27 protein-coding genes are annotated in these 24551 nt (G+C 65.1%); 11 read left to right on the forward strand and 16 right to left on the reverse strand.

The window, feature by feature from the left end; all coding sequences use genetic code 11:
* Positions 1–68: 68 nt before the first annotated feature.
* From RUGAMON1_RS03335 to trxC, 4 genes are all read left to right on the forward strand, one after another.
* Positions 69–938: an ABC transporter ATP-binding protein gene (locus tag RUGAMON1_RS03335; protein WP_445229154.1), complete on the forward strand. Its 870-nt coding sequence runs from the start codon at positions 69–71 to the stop codon at positions 936–938.
* Positions 935–2509, forward strand: coding sequence for an ABC transporter permease (locus RUGAMON1_RS03340; protein WP_445229155.1), 1575 nt, complete (start codon positions 935–937; stop codon positions 2507–2509). Before RUGAMON1_RS03335 ends, RUGAMON1_RS03340 begins: the two co-directional genes overlap by 4 nt.
* A gap of 226 nt (positions 2510–2735) precedes the next feature.
* A complete protein-coding gene (locus RUGAMON1_RS03345) occupies positions 2736–3341 on the forward strand; it encodes a phasin family protein (protein ID WP_445229156.1) in 606 nt (201 codons plus the stop codon).
* A 121-nt stretch (positions 3342–3462) separates the two neighbouring features.
* A complete protein-coding gene (gene trxC / locus RUGAMON1_RS03350) occupies positions 3463–3924 on the forward strand; it encodes a thioredoxin TrxC (protein ID WP_445229157.1) in 462 nt (153 codons plus the stop codon).
* A gap of 16 nt (positions 3925–3940) precedes the next feature.
* Here the strand turns inward: trxC and RUGAMON1_RS03355 are convergent, their stop codons facing one another.
* From RUGAMON1_RS03355 to RUGAMON1_RS03400, 10 genes are read right to left on the reverse strand one after another with little or no spacing between them, the layout of a single operon-like run.
* A complete protein-coding gene (locus tag RUGAMON1_RS03355) occupies positions 3941–4867 on the reverse strand; it encodes an acyltransferase domain-containing protein (RefSeq protein WP_445229158.1) in 927 nt (308 codons plus the stop codon).
* Complete coding sequence (mdcB, locus tag RUGAMON1_RS03360) at positions 4864–5781, reverse strand: triphosphoribosyl-dephospho-CoA synthase MdcB (protein ID WP_445229159.1); 918 nt, start codon at positions 5779–5781, stop codon at positions 4864–4866. The genes RUGAMON1_RS03355 and mdcB overlap by 4 nt, the downstream gene beginning before the upstream one ends.
* Positions 5781–6419 (reverse strand): malonate decarboxylase holo-[acyl-carrier-protein] synthase, encoded by a 639-nt coding sequence (gene mdcG / locus RUGAMON1_RS03365; protein WP_445229160.1) that lies wholly within the window; start codon positions 6417–6419, stop codon positions 5781–5783. The genes mdcB and mdcG overlap by 1 nt, the downstream gene beginning before the upstream one ends.
* Positions 6420–6471: 52 nt before the next feature.
* Positions 6472–7188: a biotin-independent malonate decarboxylase subunit gamma gene (mdcE, locus tag RUGAMON1_RS03370; RefSeq protein ID WP_445229161.1), complete on the reverse strand. Its 717-nt coding sequence runs from the start codon at positions 7186–7188 to the stop codon at positions 6472–6474.
* Position 7189: 1 nt separating this feature from the next.
* Positions 7190–8092 (reverse strand): biotin-independent malonate decarboxylase subunit beta, encoded by a 903-nt coding sequence (locus RUGAMON1_RS03375; RefSeq protein ID WP_445229162.1) that lies wholly within the window; start codon positions 8090–8092, stop codon positions 7190–7192.
* Entirely contained in the window at positions 8092–8403 is a 312-nt protein-coding gene (gene mdcC, locus RUGAMON1_RS03380) for a malonate decarboxylase acyl carrier protein (protein ID WP_445229163.1), read from the reverse strand. Before mdcC ends, RUGAMON1_RS03375 begins: the two co-directional genes overlap by 1 nt.
* 11 nt (positions 8404–8414) lie before the next feature.
* Positions 8415–10067: a malonate decarboxylase subunit alpha gene (mdcA, locus tag RUGAMON1_RS03385; RefSeq protein WP_445229164.1), complete on the reverse strand. Its 1653-nt coding sequence runs from the start codon at positions 10065–10067 to the stop codon at positions 8415–8417.
* Complete coding sequence (locus tag RUGAMON1_RS03390; RefSeq protein ID WP_445229165.1) at positions 10068–11417, reverse strand: TRAP transporter large permease; 1350 nt, start codon at positions 11415–11417, stop codon at positions 10068–10070.
* Positions 11414–11971 (reverse strand): TRAP transporter small permease, encoded by a 558-nt coding sequence (locus RUGAMON1_RS03395; protein WP_445229166.1) that lies wholly within the window; start codon positions 11969–11971, stop codon positions 11414–11416. The genes RUGAMON1_RS03390 and RUGAMON1_RS03395 overlap by 4 nt, the downstream gene beginning before the upstream one ends.
* Complete coding sequence (locus RUGAMON1_RS03400; RefSeq protein ID WP_445229167.1) at positions 11968–12984, reverse strand: TRAP transporter substrate-binding protein; 1017 nt, start codon at positions 12982–12984, stop codon at positions 11968–11970. The genes RUGAMON1_RS03395 and RUGAMON1_RS03400 overlap by 4 nt, the downstream gene beginning before the upstream one ends.
* A gap of 131 nt (positions 12985–13115) precedes the next feature.
* Here RUGAMON1_RS03400 and RUGAMON1_RS03405 point away from each other — a divergent pair, with 131 nt between their 5' ends.
* Positions 13116–13778: a GntR family transcriptional regulator gene (locus RUGAMON1_RS03405; protein WP_445229168.1), complete on the forward strand. Its 663-nt coding sequence runs from the start codon at positions 13116–13118 to the stop codon at positions 13776–13778.
* A 2-nt stretch (positions 13779–13780) separates the two neighbouring features.
* Here the strand turns inward: RUGAMON1_RS03405 and RUGAMON1_RS03410 are convergent, their stop codons facing one another.
* Both RUGAMON1_RS03410 and pdxR read right to left on the reverse strand, forming a co-directional pair.
* Positions 13781–14233, reverse strand: coding sequence for an RrF2 family transcriptional regulator (locus RUGAMON1_RS03410; protein ID WP_445229169.1), 453 nt, complete (start codon positions 14231–14233; stop codon positions 13781–13783).
* 54 nt (positions 14234–14287) lie between these two features.
* Positions 14288–15721, reverse strand: coding sequence for a MocR-like pyridoxine biosynthesis transcription factor PdxR (pdxR, locus tag RUGAMON1_RS03415; protein ID WP_445229170.1), 1434 nt, complete (start codon positions 15719–15721; stop codon positions 14288–14290).
* Positions 15722–15794: 73 nt separating this feature from the next.
* Between pdxR and RUGAMON1_RS03420 the strand changes: the two genes are divergently transcribed.
* The gene (locus RUGAMON1_RS03420) at positions 15795–16064 is read left to right on the forward strand and encodes a hypothetical protein (RefSeq protein ID WP_445229171.1); all 270 of its coding nucleotides are present in this window, start codon (positions 15795–15797) and stop codon (positions 16062–16064) included.
* Between the two features lie 26 nt (positions 16065–16090).
* On the opposite strand, the gene RUGAMON1_RS03425 is transcribed toward RUGAMON1_RS03420, so the two are convergent.
* The gene (locus RUGAMON1_RS03425) at positions 16091–17275 is read right to left on the reverse strand and encodes a multidrug effflux MFS transporter (RefSeq protein WP_445229172.1); all 1185 of its coding nucleotides are present in this window, start codon (positions 17273–17275) and stop codon (positions 16091–16093) included.
* Between the two features lie 150 nt (positions 17276–17425).
* Between RUGAMON1_RS03425 and epsC the strand changes: the two genes are divergently transcribed.
* Positions 17426–18349, forward strand: a complete 924-nt coding sequence (epsC, locus tag RUGAMON1_RS03430) for a serine O-acetyltransferase EpsC (RefSeq protein WP_445229173.1) — start codon at positions 17426–17428, stop codon at positions 18347–18349.
* A gap of 36 nt (positions 18350–18385) precedes the next feature.
* Positions 18386–19228: a glutathione-dependent disulfide-bond oxidoreductase gene (gene yghU, locus RUGAMON1_RS03435; protein WP_445229174.1), complete on the forward strand. Its 843-nt coding sequence runs from the start codon at positions 18386–18388 to the stop codon at positions 19226–19228.
* Positions 19229–19231: 3 nt separating this feature from the next.
* Here the strand turns inward: yghU and RUGAMON1_RS03440 are convergent, their stop codons facing one another.
* The 3 genes from RUGAMON1_RS03440 to RUGAMON1_RS03450 are packed head-to-tail and all read right to left on the reverse strand — an operon-like array spanning position 19232 to position 21580.
* Positions 19232–20077 (reverse strand): MetQ/NlpA family ABC transporter substrate-binding protein, encoded by an 846-nt coding sequence (locus RUGAMON1_RS03440; RefSeq protein ID WP_445229175.1) that lies wholly within the window; start codon positions 20075–20077, stop codon positions 19232–19234.
* Positions 20078–20091: 14 nt separating this feature from the next.
* Complete coding sequence (locus tag RUGAMON1_RS03445) at positions 20092–20772, reverse strand: methionine ABC transporter permease (RefSeq protein ID WP_445229176.1); 681 nt, start codon at positions 20770–20772, stop codon at positions 20092–20094.
* Positions 20765–21580 carry a methionine ABC transporter ATP-binding protein gene (locus tag RUGAMON1_RS03450; protein WP_445229177.1) on the reverse strand — a complete coding sequence of 272 codons (816 nt, stop codon included), beginning with the start codon at positions 21578–21580 and terminating at the stop codon, positions 20765–20767. Before RUGAMON1_RS03450 ends, RUGAMON1_RS03445 begins: the two co-directional genes overlap by 8 nt.
* 233 nt (positions 21581–21813) lie before the next feature.
* Here RUGAMON1_RS03450 and ssuE point away from each other — a divergent pair, with 233 nt between their 5' ends.
* From ssuE to ssuD, 3 genes are read left to right on the forward strand one after another with little or no spacing between them, the layout of a single operon-like run.
* Positions 21814–22401, forward strand: coding sequence for an NADPH-dependent FMN reductase (ssuE, locus tag RUGAMON1_RS03455; RefSeq protein WP_445229178.1), 588 nt, complete (start codon positions 21814–21816; stop codon positions 22399–22401).
* 21 nt (positions 22402–22422) lie between these two features.
* A complete protein-coding gene (locus RUGAMON1_RS03460; protein ID WP_445229179.1) occupies positions 22423–23379 on the forward strand; it encodes a sulfonate ABC transporter substrate-binding protein in 957 nt (318 codons plus the stop codon).
* Between the two features lie 16 nt (positions 23380–23395).
* Positions 23396–24550: an FMNH2-dependent alkanesulfonate monooxygenase gene (ssuD, locus tag RUGAMON1_RS03465; RefSeq protein WP_445229254.1), complete on the forward strand. Its 1155-nt coding sequence runs from the start codon at positions 23396–23398 to the stop codon at positions 24548–24550.
* The last annotated feature ends 1 nt before the right edge of the window (position 24551 follow it).

Here is a 24551-nt window from a genome sequence, read left to right on the forward strand (position 1 = left end):
CCGCAAGCGGGGCCGGTCCGGCATGGTGCTGGCCCGGCCCCGCTTTCATTTTCAGGAGCGCTTTGTACATGCTTGAACTACGCAACGTCGTCAAATCTTATACGAAGAACGTGCGGGCAGTCGACGACGTCAGTTTGAACCTGCCGGCCGGCGTGGTCGGCCTGATCGGCCACAACGGCGCGGGCAAGACCTCGCTGATGCAGATGATCGCCACGCTGACCAAGCCGACCAGCGGCGAGATCCTGTTCGACGGCGCCGACATCGTGAAGAAGCCCGATGCGATCCGTGGCCGGCTGGGCTTTCTGCCGCAGGACTTCGGCGTGTATCCGAACCTGACGGCGCTGGAGTTCCTGCAGTACTTCGCGGCGCTGAAGGGCGTGCGCGATCCGGCCCGTCTGCGGCTGCTGCTGGAGATGGTCAACCTGCACGAGCATGCGCACCGCCAGGCGGCGGGCTTCTCGGGCGGCATGCGGCGCCGGCTCGGCATCGCGCAGGCGCTGCTCAACGATCCCGATGTGCTGATCGTCGACGAGCCGACCGCCGGCCTCGATCCCGAAGAACGGCTGCGGTTCCGCCATCTGCTGTCGGAGATCGGCTTCCGCAAGCTGGTGATCGTGTCGACCCACATCGTGTCCGACATCGAGAACATGGCCGGCCACCTGGCCATCATGAACAAGGGGAAGCTGGTGGCTTTCGATACGCCGGACAGCTTCGTGCACGGCGCGCGCAGCCAGGTATGGTCGGTCACGGTGGAGGCGCAGCACTACGAAGCCTTGCGCGCGGAGGTGCAGGTGTTGCAAGCGCAGCGCAATGAACATGGCATCAACCTGCGCATTGCGCATCCAACGTCGCCGTGCGCGGGCGCGGTGCCGGCCGAGCCGACGCTGGAAGAAGCGCTGATGACGCAGCGTTACGCGGTGCAGGAAGCGGCGGCATGAACGCGCTGGCATTGAAGCTGTTGGTGCTGACCGAGGTGCGGCTGCGCATGCGCCGCACCGGCACTTTGGTGGCCGTGCTGGCGTTGATCGCAGCGACCTGGCTGATGGTGGGCGATCCAGCCAAGGGGCAGGCGATGATCGTCGCCGACAATGTGCGCGTGGCTTACACCAGCAGCTGCCTGGCCTTGGGCAGCGCGGGACTGGGCGGCCTGTTTTTCGGGCTGGCGGGTTTCTACCTGGTGCGCGGGCGCATGAGCGAGGACGTGCGCAGCGGCGCCGGCGCGGTGCTGGCGGCTACACCTGTGAGCAACGCCGTGTTCCTGCTCGGCCGCTGGCTGGGCGGTGTAGCCTACCTTTGCGGGCTGCTGCTCATCTTCATGTTGACCATGCTGGTGCTGCATTTGTTGCGCGGCCAGGGGCCGATACAGCTGCTGGTCTATCTGCAGACCTTCGCGATGCTGTTGTTGCCGCTGCTGTTCTTCACCGCCGCGATGGCGCTGCTGTGCGACGCCTGGGCGCCGCTGATGGGCAGGCGCGGCGACGTGCTGTACTTCATCTTCTACATGGCGCAGCTGGCGGGGCCCATCGTGTTGACGGCGGACAGCAATGACGCATGGTCGCCACTGCTGCTGCTCGATTTCTCCGGCATGGGCGCGACGGTGCTGACGGTGAAGGCGCTGCTGCATACCTCGAATTTCGTCATCGGTGGCGGCGATTTCAATCCGGCGCTGCCGCCGGTGATACTGCCCACCTGGTTGTGGTCGGCGGAACTGGGGGCCACGCGCGTCGGTTGCGCGCTAGTGGCCTTGCTGCCGCTGCTGCCGGCCTGGCGGCTGTTCCATCGTTTCGCGCCGGATCGGGTCAAAGTGCGAGCATCCGGCGGTGGCCGCTGGTCGCCGCTGGCATTGGCGAACCGCTTGCTACGGCCATTGATGCGGCTGGTGCGCCCGCTGTTCGGCCTGGCCGCACGCGTTCCCGGCACGGCCGGCCAGGCGCTGGCGGTGCTGGCATTGACGCTGGTGTCTAATCCGGCGGCGGTGGCGGCGGCGCTGGTGCTGTTGATCGTCGGCAGCGTGCTGCCGGTGGCGGCGCTGGGCGGCGTGGTCATTGCAGCCATCGCCATCTGGGGTGTCCTGGTCAGCGACATCGGCGTGCGCGACCACCAGCACGACGTGGACGCGATGAGCGGCACGGCGCCGGGCGGCGCCGTGCGGCGCTATGGCGCGCAGTTGCTGGCGTCCTGCCTGCTGGCGCTGTTGTTCACCGCGCCGGTGCTGTGGCGATGGACGATGGCTGCGCCGTTGCGCGCTGCCGCGCTGTCGACCGGCGTGCTGGCGCTGGCCGGCGTCGCCAGCCTGCTCGGAGGCCTCAGTCGCAGCGCGCGCACCTTCCTCGCGTTGTTTCTGTTCGGCCTGTACATCGCAACGCAGGCGACCAAGGTGCCCGTGCTGGATGTGGTCGGTTTCAACGGGGTCGCCACGACCCAGACGGTCGGAGTGCAGCTGTTGCTGGGGCTGGTGCTGGCCGCTGGCGGACTCTGGCATGAACGCTGGCGGGCGGCACGGAACTGAAGAAGGGATGACCTAGGATTAATCCGCTTTGCAGAGTTCCTGCGACAGCGGCAACGCACGTTTGATCTAGATCAGACGTCGCGGGACGGTCTAACGTAGCCTTGGCATTCGCGCTGCGATGCGGCGTCGAAACCGGTTCGACAATTCCCAGGCCATCTTTTACTTTCTTTTCGAGGCATCTATGTATCCATTTTCTCAATCTGTCACCCCAGCAGCCAAAACCCATATGGAAGCCCAACTGGCGTTCTTTAACGACATGTCGAAATCGCTGTTCCGTACAGTTCAGCAGTACAGCGACCTGAACATCCAATTGGCTCAAACCTTGCTGGAAGAAAGCACGACGACGGGCCAGCAAATCATCACCGCGCACCGTCCGACGGAGGCGATTGCCGCCGCCGCCGCCCATGCCCAACCCACCGCAGAGAAGCTGCGCGCCTACCAGCAGCATCTGTCTCGCATCGCCGCCGACACCCAGGTCGACCTGTCCAAAGTGGCGGAAGAGCACGTGCAGGAAACCAGTCGTACCGCCAAGGCCCTGGCTGATGAAGTGGCCCGCGTGACGTCGGAAGAAACGGAAAAAACATTGCGCAGCCATCAGGACGCGGTGGAACGTTTCTCCGATCCGTTCATCAGCCATAGCGATGGCGCACGCCAATCGCGCGGCAATGAAATGCGTAGCAGCTCGACCATGCAAAGCGCAGGTCAGAACGGCACCGAAAGCCGCGAAAGCCGCGAAGGCAGCATGCAAGGCGGCCAGCAAGCCTCCCAGGCCCAGACTGCCGCTCAAGCTGCTCAATCCGCCAAGCAAACCGGCGCCCGCAAGGAAACCTGAGCCTGACGACAGAGCCGACAGGCTCTAGTCTTCGCCGCGCCCGCGATCTTGCATCGCGCGGCGCGGCATTTTTTTTGTCCTTGCTTTATCATGGCTGGCTTGATGCTGTCTGGAGATAAAGATGACGAATACCGCCGCCGTGCAGCCCGAATCGCTGCACATCGTTTGCCCCCATTGCGACGCCGTGAACCGCGTGCCTTCCGCCAAGCTGGCGCAGCAGCCGGTGTGCGGCAAGTGCCAGAAGGCGCTGTTCACCGGACAGCCGCTGGAATTGTCTGCCGCGCGCTTTCTCAAGCACATCGAGCGCAGCGACATTCCTGTGCTGGTGGATTTCTGGGCGCCGTGGTGCGGGCCTTGCAGGACCATGGCGCCGTTCTACGCGCAGGCCACGCAGCGGCTGGAGCCGGAGTTCCGCGTGGTGAAGCTCAACACCGAGGAGGCGCAGGAACTGGCGGCGCGCTATGCGATCCGCAGCATTCCGACGCTGGCGCTGTTCAAGGGCGGGCGCGAAGTGGCGCGGCAGCCGGGCGCGATGGATGCGTCCAATATCGTCGCCTGGGCGACGCAGAATAATCGAGGTTGAGTGGTAGCGTCGCCGGCTACTCGGCGGCGCGTTCCAGCCATTTGCGGATGCCGTCCAAGGTGCGGAAGTCGGCCACGGAGCGGGTGTTGATGTGCGGGTGGCGGCTTTGCAGCATGCGCGATAACGCGGCGCCGGGGCCGAGTTCCAGCGCGTAGGTGATGCCGGCTTCGGCGGCGGCGTCCATGCAGGCGGCCCAGTGTATCGTTTCCGCCAGCTGGCGCGAGAGCTGGTCCACGGCCGACGCTTTGCTGTTGACGGCCATCGCGCCGACGCCCGCCAGTACCGGTGCAGTCATCGGCTGGAATGCTGTCCGCTGCAAGGCTGCGGCGAAGGGGGCAACCGCTGCCTGCATGTAGCGCGTGTGCGAGGCCACCTCCACCGGCAGGCGCGTGCTGCGGCCGCCGGTGGCGTGCACCGCCCGCTCAAGCGCTTCGGCGCCAGCGGCCGGGCCGCCAGCGATGCAGGCGTCGTCGCCGTTCTCTATGCTCATGTGAAAAGCGTGTTCGGCAAGCAGGGCCGAGGTGCGGGATAGCGGCAGGCCGGAAATCGACATCAGCGTTTGGCCGGGCAGGGCGCGGGCACAATCGTCCATCAACTGCGCGCGTTCTGCCGCCAGTTGCACCACCGTCTGCGGCGGGAGGGCGCCGGCGACGCCGTAGGCGGACAGCTCGCCGATACTGTAGCCGGCCACCAGCGCCGGCGGGGGCGTGAACTCGCGTATCGCTGCCCACATCGACAGCGTGGCCGCGACGATCAATGGCTGGGCGTTGCGGTTGGCGTAGATGTCCGCGTCGTCGGCCAGCGCCAGGCCGGCCAGCAGTGCGCTGGCGGCGGCGTCGCCGGACGGACCGCTACGGGGCAGGTCGAACATCGCGGCATGCTGGCCGCCTTGGCCGGGGCAGAGCAGCAGCAGGCGGGATGGCGCGCCGTAGGACGTGATCATGGTTCGTACTGCTCCATCGCGGCGATGGCGTGTACCAGGCAGCTGGCCGCCAGCAAGTCCGCCGCGCCGCCTGGGGACAGGTGCTCACGCACGAACGCCTGATGGCTGGCCAGCGCCTGCGCGCGCCATTCGGCGTTGGCCGTGCCGCCCAGATCGACGAAGTGCTGGGCGTGCGTGCGCACCGTTTGCGCGCCTTGAAGACCGGCGCGGTGATAGACGTTGCTGTCGCTGATGCGCGCCATTAGCGTGAACAGAGTGTCGATGCGCGCATGCGTCATGCTGGCGCCGCGCGCGCGTGAGGCCAGCAGCGCCGGCACGCCGATTTCGAACACCGAAGGCAATCCGAGCGCGCCTTCTTCCCGCGCGCCGCTGACCGCATATTGCGCCGCGACGCGCAGGCCGTTGCTGGCCGGCGTGCTCGATGGAGCGGCATGCATGGCCAGCTCCTCGCCCCAGCGTATCAGCATGGCGGCGCGCAGCGCGGCTGGCGTCAGCGGCGTGCCTTGCGCGCGCGCGCGACCGGCGGTGGCGCACAGCAGGCCGAGGCTGAAGATCGCGCCTCGATGCGTATTGATGCCGCGTGTCGCCTTCAGCATCGCCGCTTCTGCTTCGATGCCCAGATGTTTAAGCCGCGCGAACGGCGCATCGCCCAATCCTGCCAGGCATATTTTCTTGAAGTAGTGGCGCAGCGAGAACAGGCTGCGCATGAAGGTCTGTGCATCCATGTCGTCATGACTGCCAGAGTCCACCAGCGACACCAGTCCCGGCTTGGGATACAGGCAAAGCTCCGCGTGCAGGCTGCGAACCGCCAGCCGCGCCACGTCGCCGGCGAAGCTGTGCTGCGCCGTGCGGCTCAGCCTCGGCATCATCATTGCTTGCGTCCGCAGGCGCGCAGGTGCGAGGGCGGTGCGCATCAACGAGACTCCAAGGTCGCCAGCAACGACGCCGTATCGGCCAACCGCACCGCGTGCAGTTCCTTGACGATCACCCTGGCCGGATTTTCCATCGCCATGCGCCATTCCTTCCACGACACCGCCTGGCCCCCGGGGAATACGATCTCGCCATCGAGCGGCACGTGCGCCGCGTGCCGCGACAGCAGCGCCACGCCGTCATGCAGCTCCTCGCGGCTGCGCGGATGGAACAGTATGTCGATGTCCGAGGCGGGCGTCAGGTACAGCAAGCCAGTCAGCGCCTGCATCGCCATCGAGCCGTAGATGCGCAGGTGCAGATGCTCTGTCTCGCGCTCCAACGTCGCCAGCGCCTCGCGCCACGGCCCTGCGCAGCGCAGCGCCGACCGCAGTTCCACCGCCTGCGATGTCCTGCTGATCTCTAGCGTCTGCGTGCGCAAGGAAATGCGCACCTTCTCACCGCTGTCCTCATCCGGCGGCAGCGGCAGGCCGAGGCAAACTTCGTCCGGCTGCGCGCCGATATCGAAGCGCCGCACCACGGCCGGCCAATCCTGCCCCTGCCAGAGCGTGAGCGCGGCCTTGTGCTGCGGCTGCGCCGCGCGCAGTACCGACTGCCAGCCCGGCTCCGTAAGCCAGACCAGCATATGCCGCTCAAGGCCGCGCGTGGCGGTCCCTGGCTGCAGCATCTGCTCCGATTCAGGCAACATGTACATGACTGTCAGTCATCACGGCATCGATCACCGGTTGCGCCCAGCGCCGTCCGCCGCGCTGGAGTCCCAATGCGCTGCGCTGGTCGCCGTCGGCCGTGCCCGCGAGCGCGGCGCGCAGATGCGCCGCCAGGTCGCCCTCCCAGATCGCTTCCAGCCCGCCCATGCGCAGATAGTTCTCCGGCCCAGGCGCGAACACCGGATTGCTCTGCGCGAGTTCGGTCAGGCGTTCTTCCGGCACCTTGGTGATGCGCGCCATCGCGGGCAAACCCATCACGCGGATGGTCGCGTCGGGCAGGGCGTAGCAGGCGTCGGCCATCAAGCCGCTGGTGATGAAACCGCCCGACAGCGCCTGGTCGTACACCAGGCCGATGATCTTGTGTCCCTTGCGACGTGCGAGGTCCACGCATTTTCCGAGGTGCGCCATGTAGCTGTTGATGCCCAACATCTCGTCGCGATGGCGCAGGCGCTGGCCCTGCGTATCGACCAGCATCAGTATCGGCATGCCGGGGAATTCGCGCACCGTGCGCAGGATGGCCTTGGCCTGCGCCAGCGCGATCTCCACGCCGATCGGCGTGTGGCCGGTGGTGCCGATCACCGCCACCGCTTGCCCGTCCACCTGGGCGCTGCCGCACAGGAAGTCGTTCTGCTCGACGATGGCATGCCCTTGCGGGAACAGCGTGTCCGCCAGTTTTTTCCAGTCCATCTCAGACTCCCATGCGGCGCTTGTCGGCGGCCGCGATAAAACTGTCGACGTCGAGCATCGGAATATTGGCCGCATCGGGGATCTGCATCGCGGCCCAGATATCGACCGGATCGGCGAGGGCGCCGAAGCGGGCGATGCGATCGACCAGCATCTGCTGTTCGGCTTCCAGTGCTTCCAGCGTCAGCTCCACCTGCGTGCCGGTCAGCGCGGCCACCGCATCGCGCGCGGCTGCGCGGAAGGCGGCGATATCGTCGGCCACGATGCGCTGGCAATCGCCCATCAGGTAGCGGTGCTTGCCGCCGCTGGTGCGCCACACCAGTGCGCGGTCGCGCGAATCGAATTCCTCGACGCCGCTTGCGGTCTCGATGACTTCCGGACCGGACATCGCCAGCCGGCCTTCCTCGGACATCACCACCACATTGGCGCAGCGCGAGACGATGCCCATGCCGCCAAAGGCGCCGTTCGAGCCGCCCACCAGCACGATCACGGGGATGCCGGCGGCGCGCGTATCGAGCAGCGCGCGCATCACTTCCGACACCGCGATCAGGCCGGCGTTGGCTTCGTGCAGGCGCACGCCGCCCGATTCCACCAGCAGCACCACCGCAGCGACCTGGTCGCGCACCGCGCGCCGCAGCAAGCCGACCAGCTTGGCGCCGTGCACCTCGCCGACCGCGCCGCCCATGAAACCACCTTCCTGCGCCGCCGTGTAGACGGTTACGTCGTCCAGTTTTGCGCGGCCTACCGCGACACCGTCGTCAAACGCGACCGGCGCGTTCAGCTGCCCCAGATGGGGGCTGACGATGCGCTCCGACGGCGGCAGGAATTCTTCAAAGCTGCCCGGGTCGAACAGCTGCTGCAACCGTTCGCGCGCGTTCGCTTCCTGGTAGCTGGATGTTCGGCTCATCAGGATACTCCCAGCATGGTTTGCACCGCCTGGTCCATGCGCAGGCTGACGACGGCGGGCGTGGCTCCCATGTCGTTGATCGAGATGCGGGTGTCGGCCAGCAGCCAGCGCTGGTGGAAGTCGCGCATCACCGCCTCCCAGATCGGCCCGAAGCCGACGGCGGCGGTGGTGATCTCGATGGTGCAGGCGCCGGCCAGGTCGGCCGGTTCGATCAGCACTTCCAGGTTGCCGGAGCCGACCACGCCCACTACGTGCGGCGTCGCTTTCAAACGCTGCGTTCCTTGTTCAAATCGGTAGTTCAGGGTTTCCATTGTCAGGCTCCTTACCAGTTGCGGAAACGCTTGGGCGGCTGGTACAAACCGCCCGATGCGCGCACCAGGTCTTTCATATTGCGGGCGGCCAGCAGGTCGCGCGTGGCCATGCGCTTGTCGATGCCGAGATCTTCCGCGCGTTGGATGATACCGCGATCGCGCAGGTTTTCCACCATCCGCTTATCCCGCGCCAGGCCGACCGGCGTGTAGCCGGCCACGCCGCGTATGGCCTGCTCGCGTTCCTCGTCGGTGCGGCACATCAGCAGGTTGGCGATGCCTTCTTCGGTCAGGACGTGGCTGACGTCGTCGCCGTAGATCATCACCGGCGGGATCGCCATCTTGGCCTGTTCCATCAGCTCCCATGCGTCGAGCTTATCGACGAAGGCCGGCTGCATATGTTCGCGGAAGGTCTCCACCATCTGCACCACCAGCTTCTGACCGCGCGGGATGGTGTTGCGGCCTTCGCGCGCCTGCTGGCCTGCCTTCAGCCACGCAGGGCTGGCGTGGCGCCGTCCGCGCGCGTCGGCGCCCATGTTGGAGGCGCCGCCGAAACCGGAAATACGGCCGGCGGTGGCGGTCGACGAATTGCCCTGCAAGTCGATCTGCAGCGTCGAGCCGATGAACATGTCGCAGGCGTAGTGGCCGGCGGCCTGGCACATGGCGCGGTTGCTGCGCATGGTGCCGTCCGGGCCGATGGCGAAGACGTCCGGCCGCGCATGGATGTAGTCCTCCATGCCCAGCTCCGAACCGAAGGAGTGCACCGACTGCACGAAGCCCGCTTCAATCGCCGGGATCAGCGCCGGGTGCGGGTTGAGCGCCCAGTGCTTGCCGATCTTGCCGCGCAGGCCCAGCGACTCGGCGTAGGTCGGCAGCAGCAGCTCGATGGCGGCGGTGTCGAAGCCGATGCCGTGGTTCAGGCGCTGCACGCCGTATTCGGCGTAGATGCCTTTGATCGCCATCATCGCCATCAGCACCTGGATCTCGGAGATCTGCGCCGGATCGCGCGTGAACAGCGGTTCGATGTAGTAGGGACGGGGCGACTGTACGACGAAATCGACCCAGTCGCCCGGTATGTCCACGCGCGGCACGGTGTCGACGATGCGGTTGACCTGCACGATGACGATGCCTTGTTTGAACGCTGTCGCTTCGACGATGGCCGGCGTGTCTTCGGTGTTCGGCCCGGTGTACAGGTTGCCGTGGCGGTCCGCCGCTTCCGCCGCGACCAAGCAGACGCGCGGCGGCAGGTCGATGAAGTAGCGGCTGAACAGCTCCAGGTAAGTGTGGATCGCGCCGATATTGAGCTTGCCGGCGGACGCCAGCCGCGCCACGCGCACCGCCTGCGGGCCGGAGAACGAGAAGTCCAGCTTCGAGGCGACGCCGCGTTCGAACACGTCCAGATGCTCCGGCAGCGCCAGCACCGACTGCAGCATGTGCAGGTGGTTGATGCGCTCCGGGTTCAGGTTGGCCAGCGCGTGGCCGAGGAAATCGGCCTGCTTCTGGTTGTTCCCTTCGAGGCAGACGCGGTCGCCGCACTCCAGCACCGTGTGCAGCAGGTCGGCGATGCGCGCGGACGGCAGGGTTTTGCCGTCCAGCTCATTGCCCAATGCGGTGCGCGCCCGCTGCAAGCGCGCATCGCGGTTGTCCCGAAGGGTGTTCCAGTTCATTTACTTTGCTCCCATGATCATGTCCGGCAGGCCGGTGGAAATAGACGGGAAGACGCACAACAGCAGCACCGCCACGAACATCAGGATCAGGAACGGGAACACGCCCCACACCACATCCTTGAGCGGAATGTCGGGCGCGATGTTCTTGATGACGAAGATGTTCAGGCCCACCGGCGGGTGGATCAGGCCCATCTCCATCACCACCGTCATGACGATGCCGAACCAGATCAGGTCAAAGCCGGCGGCCTTCAGCGGCGGCAGGATGATGGGCGCGGTCATCAGGATAATCGATACCGGCGGCAGGAAGAAGCCGAACACGATCACCATCAGCAGGATCACCGCCAGCAGCAGCCACTTCGACAGGTGCAGGCTGACCACCCACGCGGCGGCGGACTGGCTGATGTGCAGGTAGCTCATCACATACGAATAGAACAGCGACATGCCGATGATCAGTAACAGCATCGTCGATTCCTTGATCGATGAGCTGAGGATGGGTGACAGGTCCTTTGGCCGCCACACGCCGTAGATCACGGCCAGCAGCACCAGCGCCAGCAGCGCGCCCAGGCCAGCGGTTTCGGACGGCGTGGCGAAGCCGCCGTACAGCGCGACCATTACGCCGATCAGCAGGATGATGAAGGGCAGCACGCGCGGCAGCATTTCCACTTTTTGCGCCAGCGTGAAGTGTTCGTCTTCGAGGTAGGCCGACTTGGCGCCGCCCTGTTCGTAGATCACCAGCGCGGCCTTGTATTCCTTGTGCGCGCGGTAGACGGCGTAGCCGGCAAACAGCAGCACCAGCAGCACGCCGGGGCCTATCCCGGCCAGGAACAAGCGGCCCAGCGACTGTTCGGCGGCGACCGCGTACAGGATCATGGTGATCGACGGCGGCAGCAAAATGCCCAGCGTGCCGCCGGCGGCGATGATGCCGGCCGCGAAACCGGGCGAGTAGCCGCGGCGGCGCATCTCGGGAATACCGGCCGAGCCGATGGCCGAGCAGGTGGCGGGCGAGGAACCTGCCATCGCCGCGAACAGCGCGCAGGCGAAGACGTTGGCGATACCCAGGCCGCCCGGTATCTTGTGCATCCATGTGTGTATGGCGGAGTACAAGTCCTTGCCGGCCGGGGATTTGCCGATGGCCGCGCCCTTCAGGATGAACAGGGGGATGGACAGCAGCGTGATCGACGCCATCTCCTCGTACACGTTCTGGGTGATCGTGTCGAGCGAGGAGGGCGGCATGCAGAAGTACATGAAGCCGGTGGCCACCACGCCCAATGCGAAGGCGATCGGCATCCCGGAGAACATCACCACCAGGGTAACGGCGCCGTACAGGGCGCCAAGAGTCAGGTCGCTCATGCCGCGCGCTCCGTTTTGTTGGTCATACGTGCCAGCGTTTGCAGCACGATTTGCAGCGTGAGGATGCTCATCCCGGCGGCCATCATGGCGTAGGGTATCCACAGCGGCGGCGCGAAGGTGGAGGAGGTGGTCTGGCCGTCGACCCAGGCTTCGTGGAACAGCGTCCACGATTTCCAAGAGAAGAAGGCGCAGAACAGCGCCGACACCAGGTCCACCATGAACAGCCGCGCCGCGTTCACGCGCGGCGGCAGCAGCGACGCCAGCGCCTCGATGCCGATATGGCCGCGATGCGACTGCACGTAGGCGGTGCAGAAGAAGGTCACGCCGACCAGCATGAACACCGACGCTTCGTCCTGCCAGTCGGTGGGCGCGTGGAAGAAGTAGCGCGACACCACCGAGTAGGTCAGCACGAACGCCGTCAGCACCAGCGCCACCATGGACACCATCATCAGCGCGTGATTGAGTTTGCCCAGCAGTGCGGTCGCCATCGCGACGACGGCGTTGTCCGGCGGCGCCGCGGCGCGCGGCGGCTCCAGCTCTATGCCGTGGCTCATAGCGTTTTCTCTGCCAGTTTCAGCAGCTTGGCGCAGTTCTCATTGCGTTCGCCGTAGTCCTTCCATGCGGTGGTGCGGGCGATGGCCTGCCATTTTTTCAGCGCGGCCGGATTCAGGTCGACCACCTTGGCCTTGGCTTTGGCGTAGACGTTGGCCACTTCCGAGTCGTCGGCCTTGGCGGAGTTCAGTGCGAAGGTCTCCATCTCGGCGCCGACGGCCATGATGGTGGCTTGCTGTTCTTTCGTCAGTCGGTCGAAGATGGCCTTGGACATCATCAGCGGCTCGAACATGAACCAGTAGGCGCCCGCGCGGCCGGTGGTCAGCGCCTTCGACACTTCCTCCAGGCGGAACGAGATCAGCGAGGTGGAGGAGGTCAGCGCCGCCTCCATCGCGCCGGTCTGCATGGCGGCGTAGATTTCATTGGATGGCAGCGACACCACGGCGGCGCCGGCGGCCTTGAGGATCAGGTCCATCTCGCGCGAGCCGCCGCGTATCTTCATGCCCTTGGCGTCGTCCGGATCGATCACCGGCTTGGTGCGCGAGGCCACGCCGCCGGCCTGCCAGATCCAGCTAATGAGCACGATGCCTTTTTCGTTCAGGATGCGGCTCAACTCCTTGCCCACTTCGGCGTTCTTCCAGCCGTAGGCCTGCTCGTAGGACGTCACCAGGCCGGGCATCAGGCCGATGTTCACTTCCGGGACTTCGCCGCCGGCATACGACAGCGGCACCAGCGACATGTCCAGCGCGCCCTTGCGCATGGCCGAGAACTGGGCGTTGGTCTTCATCAGCGAGGAACCCGGATAGATCTCGAATTTGAGACTGCCCTTGCTGCGTTTTTCCACCTCGGCCGCGAACATGCGGGTCAGGCGGTCGCGGAAATCACCCTCGGCGACCGTCCCGCCGGGGAATTGGTGCGAAATCTTGAGGGTGGTGTTCTGCGCCCATACCGGTTGCAGCAACAGCGGGCTGGCGGCCAGGGCGGCCAGTACGGACCTGCGGGTGATTACGCTCATGATTCCTCCAAGGTGGGTCAAATATGCAACGATCTTTTTTGTGTATACAAGAATATATCGTTGGAATACATTGTCAAGCTAAATTCACTGCTTATAATGAAGCTTGTTATACACAAGACTGAAAAAACACCATGACCACGCATTCCGCCACGCTGCGCGAACAAATAGAAGAGATGATCGCCGTCGGCGAGCTCAAACCGGGACAGCACCTGGACGAGACCGAACTGGCCACGCGATTCGGCGTTTCGCGCACGCCGGTGCGGGAAACGCTGATCCAGCTGGCGTCGATGGGACTGGTGGTGATACGCCCACGGCGCGGCGCCATCGTCGCCGAGCTGGGCCCGCAGCAGCTGGTGGAGATGTTCGAGGTGATGTCGGAACTGGAGGCGACCTGCGGCCGCCTGGCGGCGCGGCGCATGACGCCCGAGGAGCAGCAGGCCCTGTTGGCGGCGCACCAGGCCTGCCAGGATGCGCGCGACGCGCAGGAGCCGGACGTCTACTACTACAAGAACGAGCTATTCCACGAGGCGATCTACGCCGGCAGCCATAACCAGTTCCTGATCGAGCAGACGCGCAATCTGTACCGGCGCCTGCGGCCTTACCGCCGCTTGCAGTTGCGGGTGCGCGATCGCCTGGCCACGTCCTACCACGAGCATGACGGCGTGGTGCAGGCCATCGTCAATGGCGACGGCGACCTGGCGGCGCGCCTGCTGCGCGAGCACGTGATGATACAGGGGCAGCGTTTTTCGGATTTGATGTCGTCGCTGCCGCGGCTGCGGCAGGACGCGGCCTAGCGCTAGGCTGCGGCGCCGCGCACGATGCGCACCGGCTTGGCCGCGTCGGGCGCGGCCTGCGGCAGCATGTCTTGCAGCGTTTGCTGATCCAGCACGGCCAGGAAGGCTTTGGTGGCGTCGTTGAGCGTGTGCTTCAGCGCGCAGTTGGGCGTCAGCGGGCAGGTGTCGGTCGCGCGGTCGAAGCATTCGGCCATGAAGAAGTCGGTCTCCGTCATCCGCACCAGCGCGCCGATGTTGATGTCCTTCGGCTCCTTGGCCAGCCGCAGGCCGCCATTGCGGCCGCGTACCGTCTCCACCAATCCCGACTGCCCCAGCTGATAGACCACCTTCATCAGGTGGTTCTTCGAGATCGAGTGCATGTCGGCGATGTCCTGGATCGTGACCAGCCGGTCCCGGTGGGCGCTCAGGTACAGCAAGGTCCGCAGGGAATAGTCGGTGAAGGAGGTGAGGCGCATGGCTGGCTCGGGATCGTGACAATGCAATCCACTATTCTACATGTTGATTAAGCTTTACTCCATTTGCACCAGAATGTCGCGCACGCGCAGCAGCGCGATGTCGATGTCCAGCGTCTCGATGCCGCCGTAGCCGAGGAACAGCCCGGCCTTGGGCGGCGTCGACGCGTAGAAGTTCGACAGCGGATAGAGGCCGACGTCGGCGCGCCGCGCCAGCCGCAGCAGCAAGTCCAGGTCGAGCGGCTTTTTGCAGAGCGCCGCCAGGTGGAAGCCGGCGCTGGCCGGCACCAGCTCGAACCACGGCGACAGCACATCGGCAAACAGCGTTTGCAGGCGCTCGCGCCGCGTCGCGTAGATCGCGCCGCAGCGGCGGATGTGGCGCGACAGATAGCCGTCGGCGATGAACTTGGCCAGCGCGTGCTGGTTGGCGGTGGCGGTATGCCAGTCGTTGAGGTGCTTGACGGTGAGGGCGGCGTTCAGTATCGCCTCCGGCAGCACCGCGTAGCCCAGCCGCAGTTCCGGCAGCATCACCTTGGAGAAGCTGCCGACGAAGGCCACCACGCCGTGACGGTCCATGCTTTGCAGCGAATCGGTGGGCCGGCCGTCGTAGCGGAACTCGCTGTCGTAATCGTCTTCGATGATGATGGCGCCGATCTCCAGCGCGCGCGCCAGCAGCGCCTCGCGGCGGGCCACGCTCATCTGCATCCCCAGCGGGAACTGGTGGGCCGGCGTGGTGTAGATCAGCCGCGTGCCTTGCGGGATCTGGTCGACCAGCATGCCTTCCCGGTCGACGCCGATGCCGACCACCTTCGCGCCCTGGCTGGCGAACAGCATGCGCGCCGCCGGATAGCCCGGTTCCTCGACGGCGACCACGCAGCCCGGTTCCAGCAGCACGCGGCCCAGCAGGTCCAGCGCCTGCTGGGCGCCGTTGGTGACGACCACGTTGTTGGCGGTGCAGACCACGCCGCGCGCAAAGGCCGCATGGTGGGCGATCGCGGCGCGCAGCTCGGCGATGCCTTCCGCCTGGCGGTACATGCCGCTGCCTTTGACGTCCTGGCGCAGGCCGTGCAGCATGCAGCGGCGCCATTCGTCGATCGGGAACAGCGAGGGCGTGACGCAGCCGCCGACGAACTCATAGCGCGAGCGGCCTTCGGGGAAGGGGATGCGCAACGGCGTGTGCATGGCGTCCCATTTGGCGACGATGGCGGCGCTGGCCAGGTTGTTGGCGAGCTGGCGGCGCGGCCTGGCCTCGGCCGGCGCGCTGACGAAGCTGCCCTTGCCGACCTGGCCCAGCACCAGCCGCTCCTGCGTCAGGCGGGTGTAGACATCGGAGACGGTCTTGCGGGACAGGCCGAGCTGCTCGGCCAGCAGGCGTGTAGGCGGCAATTGCTGGCCGTCGGCCAGCCGCCCGCTGCGGATCGAGTCGCTCAGCTGACGGTACAGCTGACCACCCAGGTCCTTCTTGCCTTCGATGACGATGTGGAGTTCCATGGTATGTTGGTGCGGCGCCTAACGGACGATACCGGCAGTTTGCCACAGACTGGCAATAACCACAGGAGGTACTATGGATAAGGAAGCCGCGCGCCGCCAGTTCGTCAACGAACTTTGGCAGCGCTATGAACAACTGCAGCAATGGGCTGAGGATAACTGGCCGGACAAGGAGAACCCCTTGTCCAGCGCGGACTTTGTCGAGACCCGCAAGGAGCTGCTAGGCCTGCGCAACCCTGCGCAGGCGCCGGGCCGGGCAGCGTCGGCCGGTGCTCAGGGCGATGCCCGTGAGCCGGAGCAGGGCGGCGCCCAATACATCGACGCGAATCCGACGCCCTGGCCTTGACGGCTTAGTGCAGGCTTGGTGCGGTCTTACTCGTGCGTGACCGGCTTGCCGGTCTGCGCCAGCAGCCAGGCGATCACGCTGACGACCAGGCTGGCGAGCACGCCCCAGGCCAGTTTCAGCGCGCTGTCGAACAGCAGCGGCGCCACCAGGCCGGACACCAGCGCGAACAGCAGCATCTGGATAAACGACTGCATCGACGACGCCAGTCCGCTGTTGTTGGGGAAGTACTCCAGCGCGATCAGCGACAAGGGCGTCATCGCCAGCGCCAGTCCGAAGGAGTAGATAAACAGCGGCATCACGGCGTAAGGCACGGCCGCGACAAAGGCGCTGTTGTAGGCGACGTTGATGACGCCGGCGGCGATCATGATGGCAAGGCCGATCCACACCTGCGTGTTGCGCGCGAACTTGAGCGCGAATTTTCCCGACAACGCCGAGCCGACCACCATGCCGCTGATCAGCGGCACGAACATCCAGGCGAACGCCGTCTCCGGCAGGTGCAGGATGTTCATCACAAAGTAGGCGGCCGAGCCGATATACAGCGCCACGCCCGCAAAGCTCATGCCGACCGCGATCGACAGCAGCAGGAACTGGTGGTGGCACAGCACCTTCCAGTAGTTGCCTGCGATGACGCCCAGATGGAAGGGATGACGGTCCTTGACGGGCAGGCTTTCCGGCAGCGCGCGCTGCACGGCGATGAACATCAGGACGCCGAAGGCGCTGAGGAACCAGAAGATCGAGCGCCAGCCGAAGCTCACCTGCAGCCAGCCGCCCAGCACCGGCGCGATGGCGGGCGCCAGGCCGAACACCATCATGATATGCGCCAGGATCTTCTGCGCGGCGGCGCCGGAGAAGCGGTCCTGCACGATGGCGCGGCCGACCACCGAGCCGGCGCCTGCCGCCAGGCCTTGCACGATGCGGCAGGCCAGCAGCACGCCGATGGACGGCGCCATCGCGCCAATGACTGAGGCGGCGATGTAGGCCACCAGCGATACCAGGATCACCGGGCGGCGGCCGAAGGAATCGGACAGCGTGCCGTAGAACAGCATCATGAAGGCAAAGCAGAACAGGAACATGCTCAACGTCTGCTGGATCAGCATCGGACTGGCGTCGAAGGTCTGGGCGATCGCCGGGAACGATGGCAGATAGGTGTCGATGGCCAGCGGCCCGACCATGGAAAGGCCGGCCAGCAGCAGTGTCAGCAAAATATTCATTTAAGGCGTATTGTTCAGTGGACCGAGCATTTTACGCGATATGCAGTCATCGTATATCCAAGGCGGAAATCATTCCTTCGCTTTAGGTGCGCGGCTGATTAAGCTGCCAGCATGGGCAATGCTGCCCGCGTTTTTATAATTCGAGACATTATGACTATCGATACCTATGATGGAACCGGCGTCAAGCCGTCGCATTGGAACCTGGGCCACGTGATCGAGCAGCTGCGCGTGTCGCGCGAGGCCACACACAACATCCGCCATCACGGCAAGGTGCGGGAGCTGCCCTCGCGCGAGGCGCTGACGATCATCGTCAACGGCCTGTCCGCAGTGCTGTTCCCCACGCATTACGGGCGGCCCAACCTGACCGACGAGAGCATCGACTACTTCGTCGGCGACACGCTCAACACCACCTTGAACCGCCTGACGGAACAGGTCCGGCGCGGCCTGCAGTTCTCGCTGGAGGACGCCACGCCCGATGAAGAAGCGCTGACCCGTCACGCCCATGCCATCACGCGTGAGTTCGCGGCCGGCCTGCCGGGCATACGCGGGCTGCTGGTGTCCGACGTGCAGGCGGCGTTCTCCGGCGATCCGGCGGCGACGTCGGTGGCCGAGATCATGCTGTGCTATCCGGGCACCATCGCCATCCTGTACTACCGGCTGGCGCACAGCCTGCACCGACTGGGCTCGCCGTTCCTGGCGCGGCTGATTTCGGACATCGGCCATTCGCTGACCGGGATCGACATCCATCCCGGCGCGCAGATCGGCGGCAGTTTTTTCATCGACCACGGCACCGGTGTGGTGATCGGCGAGACGGCGATCATCGGCCAGCGCGTGCGCCTGTACCAGCACGTGACCTTGGGCGCCAAGCGCTTCCCGGCGGACGAGAAGGGCACCCTGATCAAGGGCGTGCCGCGCCATCCCGTAGTGGAGGACGACGTGGTGATTTACGCCGGCGCCACCATCCTGGGCCGCATCACCATCGGCGCCGGCTCCACCATCGGCGGCAACGTGTGGCTCACGCAAAGCGTGCCGGCGGGGAGTAATGTGTCGCAAGCGCAGATGCGCAACGATTAGGGTATGCTTTTGGCTTGAATTTGCATGGAGTTTTGAATGACTGATCAATCGAAGTACGTACCGCCGAAAGTCTGGGTAGCCGAAGCGCCTTCGGGCGGCACCTTTGCGAGCATCAACCGCCCGGTTGCGGGCCCCACGCATGAGAAGGAGCTGCCGGTCGGGCAGCATCCCTTGCAGCTCTATTCCCTGGGTACGCCGAACGGCGTGAAGGTGACGATCCTGCTGGAAGAGCTGCTGGCCGCCGGGCATACCGGCGCTGAATATGACGCCTGGCTCATACGCATCAACGACGGCGAGCAGTTCTCCAGCGGCTTCGTCGACATCAATCCCAACTCGAAGATACCCGCGCTGGTGGACCGCAGCGGCGCGCAGCCGTTGCGCGTGTTCGAATCCGGCTCGATCCTGGTGTACCTGGCGGAGAAGTTCGGCGCCTTCCTGCCGAAGGAGCTGGCGGCCCGCACCGAGACGCTGAACTGGCTGTTCTGGCAGATGGGTTCCGCGCCGTTTCTGGGCGGAGGCTTCGGCCATTTCTACGCCTACGCGCCGGAAAAGCTGGAGTACCCGATCAACCGTTATGCGATGGAAGTCAAGCGCCAGCTCGACGTGCTCGATCGCCAGCTGGCCGATCACCGCTACGTCGCCGGCGACGACTACACCATCGCCGACATGGCGATCTGGCCGTGGTACGGCGTTCTGGTACTCGGAAAGATCTACGGCGCCGGCGAATTCCTGTCGGTGCACGAGTATAAGAACGTCCGCCGCTGGGCCGACGACATCGCAGCGCGTCCGGCGGTGATCCGCGGCCGCAAGGTCAACCGGACCTTCGGCGAACCGGAGGAGCAGGTACCTGAGCGGCACGCTGCTTCCGATCTGGACTAAGTATCACTTGCCCGGCTTGCCCGTGCCGGCCGCTTCCAGCGCCAGCTGGTCTTCGGTCTTCGAGTAGTCGGGGAAGTATTTGTTGGTCACGGCCAGGAACTCGCGCGAACGGTAGGCCGCCGCGAGATCCTTGGCGAACTGCTTGTCCTTGTCGGCGCTGCGGATCGCCACCAGGTTGATGTAGTTGGACGAGATCTTCTCGGTCAGCAGCGCCTCTTTCAGCTTCATGCCCGACGCCAGCGCGTAGTTGCCGTTGACGAAGGAGTAGTCGGTGTCCTGCAAGGAGCGCGGCAGCTGCGCCGCGTCCAGCGAGATCAGTTTGAGTTTCTTGACGTTGACGGCGATGTCCTTCTCCGATGCCTTCACCGGATCGAACTTGTCGCGCAGCTTGATCCAGCCCAGTTGATCCAGCAGCACCAGCGCGCGCGCCTGGTTGGTCGGATCGTTAGGCATGGCGACGGTGCCGCCTTCCTTCACCTCGGCCAGCGTCTTGTGCTTCTTGCTGTAGATGGCGATCGGCGCGGTCGGGATCTTCACCAGGTCGGCCAGCGGCAGCTTGTTCTTGGCCGCGAATTCATTCAGGTAGACGATGTGCTGGAAGACGTTGGCGTCCAGCGAACCTTCAGCCAGCGCGAAGTTCGGCTGGATGTAGTCGTTGAACTCCACCAGCTTGATCTTGTAACCTTGCTTTTCCAGGATAGGCTTGATGCCCAGCTTGATCTGGTCCGCATACGGGCCGGCGCTGGTGCCGATCACGATTTCTTTCGGATCCTTGGCGTAGCTTGGCGCGGCGATGCCGAGGGCGATGGTCAGTGCGGCGAGCAGCAGGTTGCGGCGAGGTGCGTTCATGTTGATTCCCTTGATTAGCGTTTGTCGAGGCGTTTGGCGATGCGGTTGCCGGTGAACTGGATCAGTTGCACCATGGCGATCAGGATGGCGACGGTGGCGACCATGATGTCGGTCTCGAAGCGGTAGTAGCCGTAGCGGATGGCGAGGTCGCCGATGCCACCGCCGCCCACCACGCCGGCCACGGCGGAGTAAGACAGGAAGCTGATCGACAGCACGGTCAGCGCCAGCACCAGGCCGGAACGGGCCTCCACCAGCAGCACCTTCAATACGATCTGCATCTCCGAGGCGCCCATCGCGTGGGCCGCTTCGATGACGCCGCGCGGCACTTCACGCAGGTTCTGTTCAACCATGCGGGCGAAGTAGGGCACGGCGGCGAAGGACAGCGGTACGGCGGCGGCCAGCGGCCCGATCGAGGTGCCGGCGATGATGCGCGTGAACGGCACCAGCGCCACCAGCAAAATGATGAAGGGGAAGGAGCGCACCGTGTTCACGAACCAGCCCAGTACCAGCGAGGCGGGGCGGTTTTGCAGCGATTGGCCGTCGGCCACCAGGAACAGCAGGATGCCGAGCGGGCCGCCGATCAGCACCGCGGCGGTCAGGCCGATGCCGAGCATGGTCAGCGTTTGACCGAGGGCGGTCCACATCTCCGGCAGCATGGCGATGATGGCGTCGAGCGAGGCGAGATATTCAGACATAGGCTGCCTCCGTGTTGGCGTTGTTGATGTTGGCGAGCGCGTTGGCGGCGCCGTGCTGCGCCAGCTCCCGGCCCAGCGCGGTCTTGCGCGGTTCGGCCGCGCTGGCGGCGTCGTCCAGCGCGAATTGTTCGGCGATCGCGCCGTCTTCGATGACGGCCACGCGGTTGCAGATCTCGCCCAGCACCGACAGCTCATGGCTGACGATCACGATGGTCACGTTCAGGCGGCGATTGATGTCGCGCAGCGTGGCGAGCAGCGCGCGCGTGGTCTCGGCATCCAGCGCGGAGGTGGGTTCGTCGCATAGCAGCACGGCCGGGCCGCTGGCCAGCGCGCGGGCGATGGCGACGCGCTGTTTCTGGCCGCCCGACAGCTGCGCCGGATAGCTGGCCGTCTTGCCGCTCAACTCGACCAGCTCCAGGCAATCATTGACGCGGGCGGTGATCTGCGCCGGCGTCATGCCGCCGTGGATGCGCAGCGGGAAGGCGACGTTGTCGAACACCGTGGCGTTTTGCAGCAGGTTGAATTGCTGGAAAATCATGCCGATATTGCGGCGGGCGTCGCGCAGGTCGCGCTTGGACAGCGCGGTCAATTCGCGGCCGTCGACGAATACGCGGCCGCTGTCGGGCTGCTCCAGCAGGTTGAACAGGCGCAGCAAGGTCGATTTTCCGGCGCCGCTTTTGCCGATCAGGCCGAAAATGTCGCCTTCGTTCACTTCCAGGGTAACGTCGCGTACTGCGTGGAACGCGCCGCCGTCGGGCAACGCAAAGGTTTTACTCGCATGATCGATGCGAATCAGTGGTGTAGTCATCAGAAATAGGGGTTGGTGCCGGTTGTAAGGTTCCGGTGCGCGAAGTATCGCATCAGCTGCTCATGCGGCAAACGAAGTTTTTCCCCTTTCTATATTCCAAAAAATTATAAAGAAGAAAATGCATATCAAAACGTAAAACTATTCGTTTTGATTTGATTGCTGCGGAATTAATCTGGTTGTCACGAACAGTCATGAATAGTCATGAACAGTCACGAACAACACCGGGAGCAGCAATGAGCATACTTCTGATCGGCGGCAGTCCCGCACTCCCTTCAAGCACCGGCCGTTTGCTGGATCACGTGGGCCAGAAGCTGGCCATTTACGGCCTTCGACACGGCACCTTGCAAGTGCGCGACCTGCCGGCGCGGGCGCTGCTGCATGCCGATACTTCGGACCTGGCGATCAAGCGCGCCCTGGCAGCGGTGGCCAACGCCGACGCCATCGTCATCGCCACGCCGGTGTACAAGGCTTCGTTCACCGGCATCCTCAAAGCTTTTCTCGACCTGCTGCCACAGGATGGCCTGGCGGGCAAGCTGGTGCTGCCATTGGCCACGGGCGGCAGCCAGTCGCACATGCTGGCGCTGGACTATGCGCTGCGGCCGGTGTTGCATGCGCTGGAAGCGCGCCATGTGTTGGCCAGTATCTACGCCACGTCGCAGCAGCTGGCCTGGAGCGACGACGCCGGCTTGACGCTGGACCCGGCCGTCGCCTGGCGCGTGGACGCCGGCGTGGAGGATCTGGCGACCGGCCTGCAAGCACTGGCCGGCCGCACCGAAGAAGTGTACGTGGCGCCGCTGCAGCCGGTACGCCTGGCACGCTGATTACTACAAAAAAGGAAAACCATGAGCATCGAACAAAAACGCGCAGCACGTCGCCACACATTGGGCCTGCTGTTTGCAGCGGGGGTCTTCGCAGCGGGCGCACCATCGGCCGCCAACGCGCAGGCCAGGCAGGAAGTCCGCATCGGCTACCAGAAATACGGCACGCTGACGTTGCTGAAAGGACGCGGCACGCTGGAGCAGCGCCTGGCCGCCAAAAACGTCACCGTCAAATGGACCGAGTTCCCGGCTGGCCCGGTGCTGCTGGAGGGACTGAATGTCGGCAGTATCGACTTCGGCACCGTCGGCGAAGCGCCACCCATCTTTGCGCAGGCGGCGGGCGCCAATCTGGTTTATATCGGCAATGAGCCGCCGTCGCCGTCCAGCGAGGCGATCGTCGTGCCCAAGGATTCGAAGATCCGCAGCCTGGCGGACCTGAAGGGCAAGAAGGTGGTGCTGAACAAAGGCTCCAACGTGCACTACCTGCTGGTCAAGGCGCTGGAGAAGGCCGGTCTGGCGTACAAGGACATCGAAGCGATCTACCTGCCGCCGGCCGATGCGCGCGCCGCGTTCGAACGCGGCAGCGTGGACGCCTGGGTGATCTGGGATCCGTTCCTGGCCGCCGCCGAGAAGCAGCTGGGCGCGCGCGTGCTGGCCGACGGCAAAGGGCTCGTATCCAATCACCAGTTCTACCTGGCCTCGCGCAGCTATGCGGAGAAGAACCCGGAGATCGTCCGCATCGTGCTCGATGAAATCGCCAAGGTGGACGAGTGGGGCGAGAAGAACCAGAAGGAAGTCGCCGTCATCCTGGCCGCGCAGACCGGTTTGTCCGTCGACGTGGTGGCGCTGGCCGCCTCGCGCTATGCCTACGGCGTCAAGCCGATCAACGCCGCCGTGATCGAGCAGCAGCAAAAAGTGGCGGATGCCTTCTCCAACCTGAAGCTGATCCCGAAATCCATCGTGGTCAAGGAAGCACTCTAAGGAAGCCATCATGTCCCTGAATATTTTCTGGTTCATCCCCACGCACGGCGACAGCCGCTATCTCGGCACCTCCAAAGGCGCGCGCCCGGTCGATGCCGACTACCTGAAACAGTGCGCAGTCGCCGCCGACACGCTGGGCTACGACGGCGTGCTGCTGCCCACCGGCCGTTCCTGCGAGGATGCCTGGGTGGTCGCCTCGTCGCTGATCGGCGCGACGCAGAAGCTCAAGTTCCTGGTGGCGATCCGTCCGGGCCTGACCACGCCGGGACTGGCGGTGCGCATGGCCGCGACGTTCGACCGTTTGTCCAATGGCCGCCTGCTGATTAACGTCGTCACCGGCGGCGACCAGGGCGAGCTGGAAGCGGACGGCCTGTTCGCCGACCACGCCAAGCGCTACGAGATATCGGATGAATTCATCCGTGTGTGGCGCGCCTCGCTGTCGGGCGAGGGCGGCGAGGCGGGCTACAACTTCGAGGGCAAGCATATCAAGGTCAGGGGCGCGAAGACGCTGTACCCGGCGGTGCAGAAGCCATATCCGCCGCTGTACTTCGGCGGCTCGTCGGAACCGGCGCACGCGCTGGCGGCCGAGCAGGTGGACGTCTATCTGACCTGGGGCGAGCCGCCGGCCGCCGTGGCCGAGAAGATCGCCGACATCCGCGCCCGCGCCGCCGCACATGGCCGCACCGTGAAGTTCGGCATACGCCTGCACGTGATCGTCCGCGAAACCAATGAGGCGGCGTGGCGCGCGGCCGATGAATTGATCAGCCACCTGGACGACGACATCATCGCCAAGGCGCAGGCGGCGTTCGGCAAGATGGATTCGGTGGGCCAGCAACGCATGGCCGCGCTGCACGGCGGAAGCCGCGACAAGCTGGAGGTCTCGCCCAACCTGTGGGCGGGCGTGGGCCTGGTGCGCGGCGGCGCCGGCACCGCGCTGGTGGGCGATCCGCAGACGGTGGTGGCGCGCATCCAGGAATATGCGGACCTGGGCATCGAGACCTTCATCTTCTCCGGCTATCCGCACCTGGAGGAATCGTACCGCTTCGCCGAACTGGTGTTCCCGTTGCTGGGCAAGGGCAAGGCGGCCGGCGAGCAGTCGCTGAGCGGTCCGTTTGGTGAAGTGATGGCCAGCGACATCGTGCCGCAGAATCTGCCGAAGAAGGCGGCATGAC

This window comes from Duganella rhizosphaerae, from assembly GCF_040364205.1.
Taxonomy (GTDB): Bacteria; Pseudomonadota; Gammaproteobacteria; order Burkholderiales; family Burkholderiaceae_D; genus Rugamonas; species Rugamonas rhizosphaerae.

Bases quoted from the DNA above. Each gene is read 5' to 3' on its own strand.
- RUGAMON1_RS03390 (WP_445229165.1), bottom strand. From the start codon at position 11,417: ATGAGCGACCTGACTCTTGGCGCCCTGTACGGCGCCGTTACCCTGGTG.
- RUGAMON1_RS03375 (WP_445229162.1), bottom strand. From the start codon at position 8,092: ATGAGCCGAACATCCAGCTACCAGGAAGCGAACGCGCGCGAACGGTTG.
- RUGAMON1_RS03440 (WP_445229175.1), bottom strand. From the start codon at position 20,077: ATGAACGCACCTCGCCGCAACCTGCTGCTCGCCGCACTGACCATCGCC.
- pdxR (WP_445229170.1), bottom strand. From the start codon at position 15,721: ATGGAACTCCACATCGTCATCGAAGGCAAGAAGGACCTGGGTGGTCAG.
- RUGAMON1_RS03450 (WP_445229177.1), bottom strand. From the start codon at position 21,580: ATGACTACACCACTGATTCGCATCGATCATGCGAGTAAAACCTTTGCG.
- mdcG (WP_445229160.1), bottom strand. From the start codon at position 6,419: ATGCTGGTCTGGCTTACGGAGCCGGGCTGGCAGTCGGTACTGCGCGCG.
- RUGAMON1_RS03355 (WP_445229158.1), bottom strand. From the start codon at position 4,867: ATGATCACGTCCTACGGCGCGCCATCCCGCCTGCTGCTGCTCTGCCCC.
- ssuE (WP_445229178.1), top strand. From the start codon at position 21,814: ATGAGCATACTTCTGATCGGCGGCAGTCCCGCACTCCCTTCAAGCACC.
- RUGAMON1_RS03400 (WP_445229167.1), bottom strand. From the start codon at position 12,984: ATGAGCGTAATCACCCGCAGGTCCGTACTGGCCGCCCTGGCCGCCAGC.
- RUGAMON1_RS03410 (WP_445229169.1), bottom strand. From the start codon at position 14,233: ATGCGCCTCACCTCCTTCACCGACTATTCCCTGCGGACCTTGCTGTAC.
- RUGAMON1_RS03425 (WP_445229172.1), bottom strand. From the start codon at position 17,275: ATGAATATTTTGCTGACACTGCTGCTGGCCGGCCTTTCCATGGTCGGG.
- RUGAMON1_RS03405 (WP_445229168.1), top strand. From the start codon at position 13,116: ATGACCACGCATTCCGCCACGCTGCGCGAACAAATAGAAGAGATGATC.
- RUGAMON1_RS03345 (WP_445229156.1), top strand. From the start codon at position 2,736: ATGGAAGCCCAACTGGCGTTCTTTAACGACATGTCGAAATCGCTGTTC.
- trxC (WP_445229157.1), top strand. From the start codon at position 3,463: ATGACGAATACCGCCGCCGTGCAGCCCGAATCGCTGCACATCGTTTGC.
- mdcB (WP_445229159.1), bottom strand. From the start codon at position 5,781: ATGCGCACCGCCCTCGCACCTGCGCGCCTGCGGACGCAAGCAATGATG.
- yghU (WP_445229174.1), top strand. From the start codon at position 18,386: ATGACTGATCAATCGAAGTACGTACCGCCGAAAGTCTGGGTAGCCGAA.
- mdcA (WP_445229164.1), bottom strand. From the start codon at position 10,067: ATGAACTGGAACACCCTTCGGGACAACCGCGATGCGCGCTTGCAGCGG.
- mdcC (WP_445229163.1), bottom strand. From the start codon at position 8,403: ATGGAAACCCTGAACTACCGATTTGAACAAGGAACGCAGCGTTTGAAA.
- epsC (WP_445229173.1), top strand. From the start codon at position 17,426: ATGACTATCGATACCTATGATGGAACCGGCGTCAAGCCGTCGCATTGG.
- RUGAMON1_RS03335 (WP_445229154.1), top strand. From the start codon at position 69: ATGCTTGAACTACGCAACGTCGTCAAATCTTATACGAAGAACGTGCGG.
- RUGAMON1_RS03460 (WP_445229179.1), top strand. From the start codon at position 22,423: ATGAGCATCGAACAAAAACGCGCAGCACGTCGCCACACATTGGGCCTG.
- RUGAMON1_RS03445 (WP_445229176.1), bottom strand. From the start codon at position 20,772: ATGTCTGAATATCTCGCCTCGCTCGACGCCATCATCGCCATGCTGCCG.
- RUGAMON1_RS03340 (WP_445229155.1), top strand. From the start codon at position 935: ATGAACGCGCTGGCATTGAAGCTGTTGGTGCTGACCGAGGTGCGGCTG.
- RUGAMON1_RS03420 (WP_445229171.1), top strand. From the start codon at position 15,795: ATGGATAAGGAAGCCGCGCGCCGCCAGTTCGTCAACGAACTTTGGCAG.
- RUGAMON1_RS03395 (WP_445229166.1), bottom strand. From the start codon at position 11,971: ATGAGCCACGGCATAGAGCTGGAGCCGCCGCGCGCCGCGGCGCCGCCG.
- mdcE (WP_445229161.1), bottom strand. From the start codon at position 7,188: ATGGACTGGAAAAAACTGGCGGACACGCTGTTCCCGCAAGGGCATGCC.